The sequence below is a fragment of the Mycolicibacterium sp. 624 genome (assembly GCF_040548615.1).
In the GTDB taxonomy this organism is placed as follows: Bacteria; Actinomycetota; Actinomycetes; order Mycobacteriales; family Mycobacteriaceae; genus Mycobacterium.
Window position 1 is genome coordinate 370,633 of record NZ_JBEPRZ010000007.1, and the last position, 13,776, is coordinate 384,408.

The window sequence follows — 13,776 nt, forward strand, 5'->3', positions numbered from 1 at the left end:
GCAGGCGTCTAGCGAGGTGCGTTGCGGTAGGCCTTGAGCGCCTGGGTGATCATCGGGAACTGCAGGGGTAGCCGCGCGATCATCGCGATGCGGGCCGGCCAACCCTTGTTCCAGAACACCCGGATGCTGTTGATGTTCGCCGGGTAGACGGCGAGAAACAGCGCCACGGCCGCGGCCGCACCGATGCGACGCGTGCGCGGTACGAGCAGCAGGGCGCCGGTCGCCACCTCGGCGACGCCCGATGCATGGGTGTAGAACCGCGCCCCGCCGGGCAATTCGGCGGGAACGATGGTGTCGAACGGCTTCGGCGCGACGAAGTGCAGCGCCCCCATGCCGATGAGCATTGCGCCCATGCGTTGGGCGGGAAGCTGGCTGGGGGTGTCGCCGAGCGATGGTGTGAGTGAGGTCATGGTTACATTGTGCTGTGCTAAGCCACAGCGCGATGGTGGGTCCTCGTGGCCAAGGGTAGGTTGCGTCGCCGACTGGCGAGGCTCGACCAGAACCTGACGTCGCGGCCGGACTCCGACCTCGTCGAGATCCTCAACATCCCCGAGCCGTTCGTCAGTCCGGCGCGCAGGATCGCCATGCGTGTCGTCTACGCGCTCGGCGCGCTGTTCGCAGCGGTGCTGATCGTGTACCTCGACCGGCACGGCTACCGCGATATCGAGAGCGCCCCGGACGCCAACGACCCGCTGTCGTTCCTGGACTGCCTGTACTACGCCACGGTCTCGCTCTCGACCACCGGCTACGGCGACATCACCCCGGTCACCCCGTCCGCGCGGCTGGTCAACGTCCTGGTGATCACGCCGTTGCGGGTCGCGTTCCTGATCGTGCTCATCGGTACCACCGTCGAGACGCTGACCACGCAGTCGCGCCAGGCACTCAAGATCCAGCGTTGGAGGAAGTCCGTGCGCAATCACACCGTCGTCGTCGGCTACGGCACCAAGGGAAGAACGGCCGTGGCCGCGATGATCAGCGACGGGGCCCTGACCAAGGACATCGTCGTCGTCGACGAGGACGCGGCCTCGCTGGAACGCGCCAAGGGCGCCGGTCTGGTGACCGTGCGCGGCACCGCCACCGACAGCGAGGTGCTGCGGCTGGCCAGCGCACAGCACGCCGAGACCATCATCGTCGCCACCAACCGGGACGACACGGCGGTCCTGGTCACGCTGACCGCGCGTGAACTGGCGCCGAAGGCCAAGATCATCGCCGCCGTGCGCGAGGCGGAGAACCAGCATCTGCTGCAGCAGTCCGGCGCCGACACCACCGTGGTCACCTCCGAGACCGCGGGCCGCCTGTTGGGTATCGCCAAGAAGACTCCGAGCGTTGTCGAGGTCATGGAGGACCTGCTGACGCCGGAGGCGGGCTTCGCGATCAGCGAGCGCCCCGTCGAGGCCAAGGACGTTGGGGCGTCGCCGCGGCACATGCGCGACATCGTGTTGGGAGTGGTGCGCGACGGCAAGCTGATCCACGTCGACGATCCGAAGGTCGACGCCGTCGAATTCGGTGATCGGCTCCTGGTGGTCAAGACCGCGGACTCGGACCACTGAGCAGGCCATGACGGGAACAAAGCGATGACCGACTTCGAACTGCGTAACGTCCCGCTACTGTCGCGGGTCGGAGCCGACCGCGCCGACGTGTTGCGCACCGACGTCGACGCCGCGGTGGCGGGATGGTCCGACGCGTTGTTGCTGCGGGTCGACCACCGCAGCCAGGTGCTCATCTCGGGTGGCCGAGTGGTGCTGGGACAGGCCGCGAAGTACGCCGCGAAACCGGATGATCACGCGGTGTTCCTTGGGCGTCTCGAGGACGGCAGGCACGTCTGGGCGGTGCGGGCGGCACTGGAGGCGCCCGAGGATCCCGAAGCCGAATCCGAGGTACTTGACCTGCGCCGGGCGGGCTCCGTATTCGATGACGTCAGTGCCCAACTGGTGTCGACCGCGACCGCGCTGCTGAACTGGCATGACCAGGCGCGGTTCAGCGCAGTCGACGGGTCGGCGACCAAGTCGACCAAGAGCGGCTGGTCGAGAGTCAATCCGGTCAACGGACACGAGGAGTTCCCGCGGATCGACCCCGCCGTCATCTGCCTGGTGCACGACGGTCACGACCGGGCGGTACTGGCCCGCCAGACGATGTGGCCCGAGCGGCTGTTCTCGTTGCTCGCCGGGTTCGTCGAGGCGGGGGAGTCCTTCGAGTCCTGCGTGGTGCGCGAAATCGCCGAGGAGGTCGGGCTTTCCGTGCGCGACGTGCGCTACCTGGGCAGCCAGCCCTGGCCCTTCCCGCGGTCCCTGATGGTCGGATTCCATGCGATCGGCGATCCGGAGCAGGAGTTCTCGTTCAACGACGGCGAGATCGCCGAGGCCGGCTGGTTCACCCGCGCGGAGGTCCGCGCCGCACTGGCTGACGGCGACTGGAGCAGCGACTCGCCATCACGGCTGTTACTGCCGGGGTCGATCTCGATAGCCCGGGAGATCATCGAGTCCTGGGCGGCGCTGGACTGAGCCGGCCGCCGTGACCGACGTTCTACGCCGAGAGCTTGGCCCTGACCTCGCGCGCGCTCGGGTTGGTCAGCGTCGAACCGTCGGCGAACTTCACCGTCGGCACCACGTGATTGCCACCGTTCACTGAGCCCACGAATTCGGCTGCCGCGGGGTCGGCCTCGATGTCGACCTCAGTCCAGCGGATTCCCTCGGACTTCAGGGCCATCTTGAGGCGGGAGCAGAAGCCACACCAACTCGTGGTGTACATGGTCAATTCAGCGCTCATAGGTCCTTCAACATATCGGAGGCCGCGAACATGCCCGACATGGCCGGTGCCGGGCGGAATGTGTCGCATCACCCTGCCAAGATGGTCGGCATGCCCAGTGAGGTTTCAGAGGCGTCCCCCGACGCCTCGGCGACTGATCCCTCGGCGACGGCGCGTGCGGTTCCCCTGAGCGACCTCGACGACGAACAGCGCGAGGCGGTCCAGGCGCCGCGCGGTCCCGTCTGCGTGTTGGCAGGTGCCGGTACGGGCAAGACCCGCACCATCACCCGGCGCATCGCCCATCTGGTCGCGGCGGGTCACGTGGCTCCCAGTCAGGTACTGGCCGTCACGTTCACCTCGCGTGCCGCGGGCGAGATGCGCGTCCGGTTGCGTGCGCTGGACACCGAGGCGGGCGGTGTGGGGACCGGAGCAGTGCAGGCCATGACGTTTCACGCCGCCGCGCGCCGGCAGCTGCAGTACTTCTGGCCGCGCCTCGTCGGTGACACCGGCTGGGAGCTGCTCGACAGCAAGTTCGCCGTCGTCGCCCAGGCGGCAAACCGGGCGGCCATGCAGGTCAGCACCGATGACGTCCGCGACCTTGCGGGTGAGATCGAGTGGGCGAAGGCATCGTTGATCAGCCCGGAGGGCTACCCGGCCGCCGTCGCCAAGGTGAGCCGCGACATCCCGTTCGACGCTGCCAAGGTCGCCACCGTCTACGCCGGCTACGAGAAGGCCAAGGCGCGCCGCGAGGGCACCACACTGCTCGACTTCGACGACCTGCTGCTGCACACCGCGGCCGCCATCGAGAACGACGCCGCCGTGGCGCAGGAGTTCCGGGACCGTTATCGCTGCTTCGTCGTGGACGAGTACCAGGACGTCACGCCGCTACAGCAGCGGGTGCTCGACGCGTGGCTGGGGGAGCGCGATGACCTGACGGTGGTGGGTGATGCCAACCAGACCATCTACTCGTTCACCGGTGCCACCCCGAACTACCTTCTCGACTTCTCCCGGCGCTTCCCGGACGCCACCGTGGTGCGGCTGGAACGCGACTACCGGTCCACGCCCCAGGTGGTGTCGTTGGCCAACCGGGTCATCGCGGGGGCGCGGGGCCGGATGGCGGGCAGTCGGCTGCACCTGATCGGGCAGCGCGACGCGGGCCCGGAGCCGTCGTTCAGCGAGCATTCCGACGAGGTCGCCGAGGCCACCGCCGTCGCGAAGAAGATCAAGAAGCTCATCGAAACCGGCACACCGCCTTCGGAGATCGCCGTGCTGTATCGGATCAACGCGCAGTCGGAGGTCTACGAGGAGGCGCTCACCGAGGCGGGTGTGGCCTTCCAGGTCCGCGGTGGCGAGGGCTTCTTCAGCAGGCAGGAGATCCGGCAGTCGCTGCTGGCGCTGCACCGCGCCGCCGAGCGGGGTGTCGAGATGAGCGGCGCCGACCTACCGCCAACGGTGCGCGAGCTCCTCGAGCCGCTCGGCCTCACCGCCGAACCGCCACCGGGCACCAAGGCGCGGGAGCGCTGGGAGGCGCTCACGGCGCTCGCCGAACTCGTTGACGAGGAAGTGGTGCAGCGGCCAGCACTGGATCTGCGCGGGCTGGTTGCCGAGCTGCGGCAGCGCGCCGACGCGCGGCACGCCCCGGTGGTTCAGGGCGTGACACTGGCGTCGCTGCACGCCGCCAAGGGCCTGGAGTGGGACGCGGTGTTCCTGGTTGGCCTCGCCGACGGCACGCTGCCCATCTCGCATGCACTGTCGAAGGGCGCGGACAGCGAGGCCGTTGAGGAGGAGCGTCGCCTGTTCTACGTCGGCATCACCCGAGCCAGGGTTCACCTGGCATTGAGTTGGGCGCTGGCGCGCGCACCGGGCGGCAGGCAGGGCCGCAAGCCGTCGCGGTTCCTCAACGGTGTTGCCCCGCAGGCCTCCGCCGACGTCGTAGCCGGCAAGCCGCGTCGGCAGCGCGGCCCGGCACCACGGTGCCGCGTCTGCAATTCCGCGTTGAGCACGCCGGCGTCGATCATGCTGCGCCGCTGCGAGGACTGCCCGTCGGATATCGATGAGGCGCTGCTGGCCGAACTGAAGGACTGGCGGCTGCGCACCGCCAAGGAGATGGGCGTGCCTGCCTACGTGGTGTTCACCGACAACACGCTGATCGCCATCGCCGAGACGTTGCCCGCCGACGATGCGGGTCTGGTCGCGATCCCCGGCATCGGTGCGCGCAAGCTCGAGCAGTTCGGCCCCGACGTTCTGGAATTGGTGCGATCGCGGTCCTGAGGCCGGCGCCTCAGCCAGACTCTCCCGCCGAGACCGACGAAACGGCGCCTCCCGGCACCCCGACAACAGCCATTTCGTCAGTCTCGCCACTGGACGTGCTCCCATTACTGCCAGCTTTCGCAAAGATCATGCCAAAACTGCTGGTCAGAAAATCGCTTGTCAGTTTCCAGTGCTAGCCTCTAACCTCGAGAGGCACCCTGTGGGGTGCACTACCGAGCACGTGCGAGAGGAGGTCCCGAATCATGATTGACAGCAACGCATTCAGCGGCGTAAGCATTTCCGGCGTTTCGTGGGCTTCCCATGCGCCCGCAGCGGCGCGCGCCGCTGCGGCGGCGGTTGCGCCGCGTAAGCGCCGTAACGCCGCTGCGACGCTCGCGTCCGTGAATCGGGGCTCCACCTAGGACTGCCCACGACATGCCTCATGGCCACGGACCCGAACTCAACGGATCCGTGGCCATAGTTATTCGGGAAGCCGAATCACCTGGTCGGCGGATCCATCAACACAGATGACCGCCGAATTACGACCAGGAAGCAGGAGAGTCATGTCGGACCGAACATGCCGCGAGAGGCTGTCGGTGCCTTGTCACGAGGAAGAACCTGATCTGTGGTTCGCCGAGAGCCCCGTGGAGTTGGAGCGGGCCAAGGCGTTGTGCACGGGTTGCCCCCTTCGGCGGGAGTGCCTCGATGCCGCCCTGGAACGGCAGGAGCCGTGGGGCGTTTGGGGTGGGGAGATTATCGACCGCGGGACCATAGTGGCGCGCAAGCGTCCGCGTGGCCGTCCGCGCAAGCACCCCGTGGCTGCCTGATCGACCCGAGGCTGACCCGTCCAAAGACGTTGGCCGCCTGGCGCTTCAAGCGCTAGGCGGCCTCGTCGGCGAAGCCTGGGATGAGATCGGTGGCGATCGCCCGGACGGGAACGGTCGCGTCGAGCTGGCAGGACATCGCGACCACCGAGGCGATCACGCGCATCGGGATCGCCAGCTTGGGCGGGATGTCCATCTGGCGTGCGGTCTTGATCTGTGCCACCGCGCGGTCCATGTTCGCCGCAGTCAGCCTCTGCAGCCACTTGCGGGTGTAGTGGAAGGACTCCACCGAGATGGGTTCGACGTACTGGCGCAGCATCTCGTCGAGTTCACGGGTGGACACCTGCTCACCCTTCTGGATGAAACCGACCCGCTCCATGGTCGTCAGCAGATTGTCGTAGTCCTTGGCCGCGCCATAGCGCAGGGCATAACCCAGCTCGATCGGCAGCCCACCTGGTAGCGGCGCCACCGCACCGAAGTCGATAACGCCCATCTTGCCGCCCGGCATCAGCATGAAGTTGCCCGGATGCGGGTCGCCGTGCATCAGCTCCAGTCGTCTGGGGGCGTCGTGGGTCAGCTCGAACAGCCTGGTGCCCAAGAGATCTCGTTGTTCTTGTGTGCCACTGCGGATGATCTGCGACATCGGGATGCCCTCGATCCACTCCGCGATCACCACCTTGGGTGAGCTGGCGACGATCGCGGGCACCACGAAGTGTGGGTCATCGCGGTAGGCCTTGGCGAAGGCACGCTGGTTGTCGGCCTCGAGCCGGTAGTCGAGTTCCATCTCGGTGCGTTCGATGAGTTCGTCGACCACACCCTGGATGTCGACGCCGGGGGCCAACTGCTTGAACACCGAGACCATCCGCTTCATGGTCTTCAGGTCGGCGCGCAGGGCCCCGTCGGCGCCGGGGTACTGAATCTTGACGGCGACCTCGCGGCCATCGGACCACACGGCCTTGTGCACCTGGCCGATGCTGGCCGATGCGACGGGGTCGTCGTCGAACGATGTGAAGCGCTCACGCCACTTGGTGCCGAGCTGGGAGTCCAGCACCCGGTGCACCTTGTCGGCGGGCAGCGGGGGAGCCTCGCGCTGCAGCTTGGTCAGGGCCTCGCGATAGGGCGCGGCGAACTGCTCGGGGACGGCGGCCTCGATGACCGACAGCGCCTGGCCGACCTTCATGGCCCCACCCTTGAGTTCGCCAAGGACGGTGAACAGCTGATCGGCCGCCTTCTCCATCAGTTCAGCGGTGACCTCGTCCTTCGATGAGCCGGTGAGTCGCCTGCCGAGGCCCAGAGCGGCCCGGCCAGCGAAACCGACGGGGAGCGAAGCCAGCTTGGCGTTGCGGGCCGCCCGCCCGCGCTTGATCTCTGACACCCGACCATCATCCATGACGACGCTGAGTTGCCACTCCGGCGTGCCGAACATCGGGCAAAAGTGGCAACGCTTGATGTCAACATTCGCAGTGCGGGTGCCGAGACCACCGGCGGCTGATGGTCGATCCGGTGTGAACATCGAGTTCCAGGGTGGTGTCCAGCGTCGGTGGTGGTTCGCCTGCCAGGCGTGTGTCGCCCGCGTTGCGGTGGACGGCGTCGATGACGCGGTTGACCTCGTTGAGTGCGAGCGCGGCGGTGGCCAGCATGGTCGCCCGATCGGCGCTGCCGACGGCGTGCCGCAACTGCGCGGCCACCGCGGGCCATGCGGCGTCGCGATCGCTACGGTGCAGGTCGGCGCAGTGCAGGCAGCTTGTCAGCCCGGGGATGACGAGTGGCCCCACCAGCCCCGAGCCATCGCGGATCCGGACCGGCAGGTGCGGCACCCGCGCGTCGTGCAGATCCCGGACGACCTGCGGGTCGGTGACCAGATAGTCCGACAGAACGACCAGATCGGTGCTTCCGGGCCGCACACCAGCGTGACTGAGGTTGCTGCGCCGCACGCGCGTCCCGGAGCACCGCAACGCACCGGCCAGCAGGTCCGACAGCGGCCCGCGCCCGTGGATGCGGATGGATGCCGAGCGCGTCTGGGGTGTGTCGACCGTCACAATCCCGGACTGCGTCAGCGACGTGAGGAGGTCGGCGACCCCGACATCGTCGACGGCACCGCGGTTGCGGGCCAGCGACATCAGGTCGGGCAATCCGATGCCGGACTGCATGGCGCGCAGGAGGTCGGCCAGCGCGGCGGCAGACAGACCGTCCGGTGGGCGGACCAGGATTGCGCGACGCGGATCCCATCCGACCTGGACGGCGCCATCGGGCCGCATCAACACCGGCATGACCGGATTGAGCGTGTAACGCTGCACCCGCCGACTGTGTCACGGTCGGCGGTAGAGCCGCTTTAGTTATCCACAGGCGGTGGGCCGGTGCCGTTGTCGGTGTCACGGTCCTTGCCGAGGTCGGCGATCGCCTGGTCGATGGCATCGGTGTCACCGCCGATGATCCGGTCGATGAACCCGGCGGGCTCGTCGAGGTCGTCGGCTCCTGGCAGCAGGTCGGGGTGCTGCCACACCGCGTCGCGGGCGTCGGCGCCAACGGCGTCGGTCAGTCGCTGCCAGAGTGTGGCGGCCTCGCGCAGCTTGCGGGGCCGCAGCTCCAGTCCGACCAGCGTCGCGAATGTCTGCTCGGCGGGGCCGCCGGTACCGCGGCGTCGACGCAGCACCTCCGACAGTGCCGCCGTGCCCGGGATGCGGTCGCCGAGGGCCGCGGTGACGACGGTCTGGACCCAGCCCTCGATCAGGGCCAGCATCGTCTCGAGCCGTTCGAGGGCGACAACCTGCTCGGGTGTTGCCTTGGGCTCGAACATGCCCTGGCTGAGCAGTTCCTCCATCTTCGACGGGTCGGTCAGCGCCGAGGGGTCGATGCCGCGGGCGAGGTCCTCGATGGCGCTGGTGTCCACCTTCATGCCCTTGGCGAACGCCTCGACGGCGTTGAGCAGCTGGCTCGACAGCCACGGCACGTGACTGAACAGGCGATGGTGGGCGGCCTCGCGCGCCGCCAGGAACGTCATGATCTCGCTGCGCGGCTGCTCGAGTCCCTCGGCGAGCGCCTCGATGGCATCGGGCATGAGCGCGGCGACGCCCTTCGGTCCCAGCGGCAGCCCGATGTCGGTGGAGGTCAACACCTCCTTGGACAGCGTGCCGAGGGCCTGTCCGAGCTGCGACCCGAAGGCCATCCCGCCCATCTGCGACATCATCGCCATCAGCGGTCCGGCCATCGCCCTGGCCTCCTCGGGCAGCGTGGACGCCCACACCGACGCCATCTGTTGGGCGACGGGATCACACAGCCGCTTCCAGGTGTCGAGGGTGTTGTCGATCCAGTCGCTCGGCGTCCAGGCCACCGCCCTGGTGGTGCCCGCCGGGAGCGGGGTCGCACCGTCCAGCCAGGTCTCGGCGAGACGGACGGCGTCCGAGATCGCGCTGGTGGTCTGCTCGGGTATCGGCTTGACGAAGCCGATCGAACTGGACGCCAACTGGCGGGCCAGGTCGTAGTTCACGGGACCCGACTGCGCGCCGCCGCCCATCCCGCCTGCGCCACTGAACATCTCGCCGAGCTTGGAGAAGATCTGGCCCAGGTCGGACATGTCGAATCCGGCGCCGCCGAACCCGAACGGATCCGCCCCCGCAGCAGAATCGGGGTCCTTCTTGGGCTTATCACGGTCGGGGTCGTCTCCGGAGTTGAACCCGAAGGGCAGGTCAGCCATGCCTTCAACCGTACTCACCGTGACCACACCACGCGGGTAGGCGGGTCACGCTGAGAGTGAACCAACCACAGAGCCCTAATGTGGGCAGCGTGAACAGGCGGATTCTGACCCTGGTGGTGGCGCTGGTGCCGATCGTGGCGTTCGGCTTGCTGCTGTCCGCCGTGACGGTTCCCTTCGTCGGGTTGGGTCCCGGGCCGACGTTCGACACCCTCGGTGAGGTCGAGGGCAAGGAGGTCGTCGACATCGAGGGCACGGTGGTCCACGACACCACCGGGCACCTCAACATGACGACGGTGTCCCAGAGCGACGGCATCACGCTCGGGCAGGCGCTGGCGTTGTGGATCTCGGGCCGCGACCAGCTCGTGCCCAGGGCCCTGGTCTACCCGCCGGACAAGTCCAAGGACGAGATCGATGACGCCAACAACAAGGACTTCAAGCGCTCCGAGGACAGCGCCGAGTACGCCGCGCTGTCCTACCTGAAGTACCCGTCGGCGGTCACTGTCGAGTCGGTCACCGACCCGGGACCGTCAAAGGGGAAGCTGCAGGCCGGAGATGCCATCGACATGGTCAACAACAAGAACGTGGCCAACGTCGAGGAGTTCACCACGATGCTGAAGTCCACCAAGCCCGGTGACCAGTTGATCGTCGACTACCGGCGCAAGAACGAGCCGGCGGGCACCACCACCATCACCCTCGGTGACAATCCCGACCGGGACTACGGCTACCTGGGCGTCGGCGTGCTCGACGCGCCGTGGGCCGAGTTCAAGATCGACTTCAACCTGGCCAACATCGGCGGACCGTCCGCGGGGCTGATGTTCAGCCTCGCCGTCATCGACAAGCTGACCACCGGAGAGCTCAACGGCGGCAAGTTCGTCGCAGGCACCGGCACCATCAGCGATGACGGCAAGGTCGGCTCGATCGGCGGCATCACCCACAAGATGCTGGCGGCCCGCGAGGCAGGCGCAACGGTGTTCCTGGTGCCCGCCGACAACTGCGCCGAGGCCCGCACGGCGCATCAGGATGGCCTCCGACTGATCAAGGTGGACACCCTCAGCACGGCGGTCGACGCGTTGAAGACCTATTCCGCTGGTGGCGAACCCCCCGCATGCTGAGAAGTCTCTTCGGACCCAGTGCGTAGAGTTGGGGCACGTCGACTGGTCGACGCCACCAAACATGTACAAAGCATGGCCTTGAAGTACTGAGACTGGAGTTGACGAGTGGGGATGCGGCCCGCGGCAAGGATGCCCAAGCTGACGCAACGTAGCCGGATTCTGATTGGCGCAGCGCTGATCGCTGTCGTGCTGCTGTTGATCGGGCCGCGCTTCATCGACGCGTACGTCGACTGGCTGTGGTTCGGCGAACTCGGCTACCGCTCGGTGTTCACCACCGTGCTGGTCACCCGGTTGGTCGTCTTCGTGGTGGCGGCGCTGGTGGTCGGACTCGTCGTGTACGGGGCGCTGACGCTGGCCTATCGCACCCGGCCCGTTTTCGTGCCTGCCGCAGGACCCAATGACCCCGTCGCCCGGTACCGCACCGCGGTGATGTCGCGGATGCGGCTGTACACGATCGGCTTGCCGGCGTTCATCGGTCTGCTCGCCGGTGTTGTCGCGCAGACGTACTGGGTGCGGGTGCAGCTATTCCTGCACGGCACCGCGTTCGGCGTCTCGGATCCGCAGTTCGGTCTCGACCTCGGCTTCTACGCTTTCGACCTGCCGTTCTACCGCCTGGTCCTGAGCTACCTGTTCGTCGTGACGTTCCTGGCGCTCATCGCCAACCTGCTCGGGCACTACCTGTTCGGTGGTATCCGGCTGGCCGGCCGCACCGGCGCACTGAGCCGGGCCGCCCGCATCCAGCTGATCTCGCTGGGCGGCACGCTGATCCTGCTCAAGGCCTTCGCCTACTGGCTCGACCGCTACGAACTCCTGAGCCACACCCGCGGCGGCAAACCGTTCACGGGCGCCGGTTACACCGACATCAACGCGGTGCTTCCGGCCAAGCTCATCCTGCTGGCCATCGCTGTGATCTGTGCGGTCGCGGTGTTCTCTGCGATCTTCCTGCGGGACTTGCGCATCCCGGCGATCGGCGTGGTGCTGCTGCTGCTGTCGTCGTTGATCATCGGTGCGGGCTGGCCGCTGATCGTCGAGCAGTTCAGCGTCAAACCCAATGCTGCGCAGAAGGAATCGGAGTACATCAGCCGCAGTATCACGGCCACCCGGCAGGCCTACGGCCTGACCGACGAAACGGTGACGTACCGCGACTACAGCGGCGTCTCCAACACCTCCGCCGAGCAGGTGGCGGCCGACCGGGCGACGACCTCCAACATCCGGTTGCTCGATCCGACCATCGTCAGCCCCGCGTTCACACAGTTCCAGCAGGGCAAGAACTTCTACTTCTTCCCCGATCAGCTGGCCATGGACCGCTACGTGGGCCCGGACGGAAACCTGCGCGACTACGTGGTCGCCGCACGTGAGCTGAACCCCGACCGCCTCATCGACAACCAGCGCGACTGGATCAACCGTCACACCGTCTACACCCACGGCAACGGCTTCATCGCCTCGCCTGCCAACACGGTGCGCGGTATCGCCAACGATCCCAACCAGAACGGCGGCTACCCGGAGTTCCTGGCCAGCGTGGTCGGTGCGAACGGCAGTGTGGTCTCGCCTGGTCCGGCTCCGCTGGATCAGCCGCGGATCTACTTCGGCCCGGTGATCGCCAACGCCGCCGAGGACTACGCGATTGTCGGTAAGAACGGCATCGACCGCGAGTACGACTACGAGACCAACACCGAGACCAAGAACTACACCTACGGTGGCTCGGGCGGCGTCCCGATCGGCAACTGGATGACGCGCAGCGTCTTCGCGGCGAAGTACGCCGAGCGCAACTTCCTGTTCTCCAACGTGATCAACGAGAGCAGCAAGATCCTGTTCAATCGGGACCCGGCCAAGCGCGTCGAGGCGGTGGCCCCGTGGCTCACGACCGACACGAGCATGTATCCCGCGATCGTCAACAAGCGGATGGTGTGGATTGTCGACGGCTACACCACGTTGGACAACTACCCGTACTCGGAGCTGACGTCGCTGTCGAGTGCGACCGCGGACTCCAATGAGGTCGCGTTCAATCGGCTGGTTCCCGACAAGCAGGTGTCTTATATCCGCAACTCGGTGAAGGCCACCGTCGACGCCTACGACGGCACTGTGACGCTGTACGCCCAGGACGAGACGGATCCGGTGCTGCAGGCGTGGATGCAGGTCTTCCCGGGCACGGTGCAGCCCAAGGCCGACATCAGCCCCGAACTACAGGACCACCTGCGCTACCCCGAGGACCTGTTCAAGGTGCAGCGGGCGCTGCTGGCCAAGTACCACGTCGACGATCCGGTGACGTTCTTCTCCACATCCGATTTCTGGGATGTCCCGCTCGATCCGAACCCGACCGCGAGCAGCTACCAGCCGCCGTACTACATCGTCGCCAAGGACGTTGCCGCGAACGACAATTCGGCGGCATTCCAGCTGACGAGTGCGATGAACCGGTTCCGGCGTGACTTCCTGGCCGCCTATATCAGCGCCAGCTCGGATCCCAAGAACTACGGCAAGCTCACCGTGTTGACCATCCCGGGACAGGTCAACGGTCCCAAGCTGGCGTTCAACGCGATCAGCACCGACACGGCGGTCAGCCAGGACCTCGGCGTCATCGGCCGGGACAACCAGAACCGCATCCGTTGGGGCAACCTGTTGACCCTGCCGGTGGGTGCCGGCGGCCTGCTGTACGTCGCGCCGATCTACGCCTCGCCGGGCGCCAGTGACGCGGCCTCGTCGTACCCGCGCCTCATCCGTGTGGCGATGATGTACAACGACAAGGTCGGTTACGGACCCACCGTCCGCGACGCCCTCGACGAGATCTTCGGTCCCGGTGCGGGTGCGACGGCCACCGGCCCCGCCCCCGCGGTAGGGCCGCCGGGCAGTACACCACCGCCGGCCTCGCAGCAGGGCAACGCCGCACCGCCGGCCGCCACGCCGCCTGCACCGGACGGCCGCCCCGAGGTGCCAGCACCGGCTGCCGTACCGCCGGGTGGTCCGGTGCAGCTGTCGGGTGCGAAAGCCGCGGCGCTTCAGGAGGTCAATGCCGCGCTGGACGGTGTGCAGAAGGCGCAGCACGACGGCACCTTCTCCGAGTACGGTGAGGCGCTGCAGCGGCTGGATGACGCGATGGCCAAGTATCGGGACGCCAAGTAGCCAAGTAGCTGTAGCTTGCGGATTGGCGCGCTTT

The 13,776-nt window shown here is 67.3% G+C and carries 11 protein-coding genes; 6 read left to right on the forward strand and 5 right to left on the reverse strand.

Annotated features, from left to right (window positions below):
* Window positions 1-8 precede the first annotated feature (8 nt).
* Window positions 9-410, reverse strand: a complete 402-nt coding sequence (locus ABIA65_RS26575) for a DoxX family protein (protein WP_241400372.1) — start codon at window positions 408-410, stop codon at window positions 9-11.
* 45 nt (window positions 411-455) lie between these two features.
* Here ABIA65_RS26575 and ABIA65_RS26580 point away from each other — a divergent pair, with 45 nt between their 5' ends.
* Window positions 456-1,550 (forward strand): potassium channel family protein, encoded by a 1,095-nt coding sequence (locus tag ABIA65_RS26580; protein ID WP_241400371.1) that lies wholly within the window; start codon window positions 456-458, stop codon window positions 1,548-1,550.
* Between the two features lie 24 nt (window positions 1,551-1,574).
* Window positions 1,575-2,501: an NAD(+) diphosphatase gene (gene nudC, locus ABIA65_RS26585; RefSeq protein ID WP_354525402.1), complete on the forward strand. Its 927-nt coding sequence runs from the start codon at window positions 1,575-1,577 to the stop codon at window positions 2,499-2,501.
* 22 nt (window positions 2,502-2,523) lie between these two features.
* On the opposite strand, the gene mrx1 is transcribed toward nudC, so the two are convergent.
* On the reverse strand, window positions 2,524-2,766 hold the full coding sequence (gene mrx1, locus ABIA65_RS26590) for a mycoredoxin Mrx1 (RefSeq protein ID WP_241400369.1): 243 nt from the start codon (window positions 2,764-2,766) through the stop codon (window positions 2,524-2,526).
* An 81-nt stretch (window positions 2,767-2,847) separates the two neighbouring features.
* On the opposite strand from mrx1, the gene ABIA65_RS26595 reads away from it, so the two are divergent.
* Together ABIA65_RS26595 and ABIA65_RS26600 are read left to right on the forward strand one after the other, a co-directional pair.
* Window positions 2,848-5,016: an ATP-dependent DNA helicase UvrD2 gene (locus tag ABIA65_RS26595; RefSeq protein ID WP_241405782.1), complete on the forward strand. Its 2,169-nt coding sequence runs from the start codon at window positions 2,848-2,850 to the stop codon at window positions 5,014-5,016.
* 542 nt (window positions 5,017-5,558) lie between these two features.
* A complete protein-coding gene (locus ABIA65_RS26600) occupies window positions 5,559-5,822 on the forward strand; it encodes a WhiB family transcriptional regulator (protein ID WP_241400368.1) in 264 nt (87 codons plus the stop codon).
* Between the two features lie 52 nt (window positions 5,823-5,874).
* Here ABIA65_RS26600 and ABIA65_RS26605 read toward each other — a convergent pair whose 3' ends face one another.
* The 3 genes from ABIA65_RS26605 to ABIA65_RS26615 all read right to left on the reverse strand — a co-directional run bounded on the left by ABIA65_RS26605 (window position 5,875) and on the right by ABIA65_RS26615 (window position 9,513).
* Window positions 5,875-7,209, reverse strand: a complete 1,335-nt coding sequence (locus ABIA65_RS26605) for a macrolide-binding ATPase MABP-1 (protein ID WP_354525433.1) — start codon at window positions 7,207-7,209, stop codon at window positions 5,875-5,877.
* A 61-nt stretch (window positions 7,210-7,270) separates the two neighbouring features.
* Window positions 7,271-8,116, reverse strand: a complete 846-nt coding sequence (locus ABIA65_RS26610) for a TOMM precursor leader peptide-binding protein (protein WP_241400367.1) — start codon at window positions 8,114-8,116, stop codon at window positions 7,271-7,273.
* A 35-nt stretch (window positions 8,117-8,151) separates the two neighbouring features.
* Window positions 8,152-9,513 carry a zinc-dependent metalloprotease gene (locus ABIA65_RS26615; RefSeq protein ID WP_502919620.1) on the reverse strand — a complete coding sequence of 454 codons (1,362 nt, stop codon included), beginning with the start codon at window positions 9,511-9,513 and terminating at the stop codon, window positions 8,152-8,154.
* An 89-nt stretch (window positions 9,514-9,602) separates the two neighbouring features.
* Between ABIA65_RS26615 and ABIA65_RS26620 the strand changes: the two genes are divergently transcribed.
* Together ABIA65_RS26620 and ABIA65_RS26625 are read left to right on the forward strand one after the other, a co-directional pair.
* The gene (locus ABIA65_RS26620; RefSeq protein WP_241400365.1) at window positions 9,603-10,625 is read left to right on the forward strand and encodes a YlbL family protein; all 1,023 of its coding nucleotides are present in this window, start codon (window positions 9,603-9,605) and stop codon (window positions 10,623-10,625) included.
* 105 nt (window positions 10,626-10,730) lie between these two features.
* Window positions 10,731-13,742, forward strand: coding sequence for a UPF0182 family protein (locus ABIA65_RS26625; protein WP_354525404.1), 3,012 nt, complete (start codon window positions 10,731-10,733; stop codon window positions 13,740-13,742).
* Window positions 13,743-13,776 lie beyond the last annotated feature (34 nt).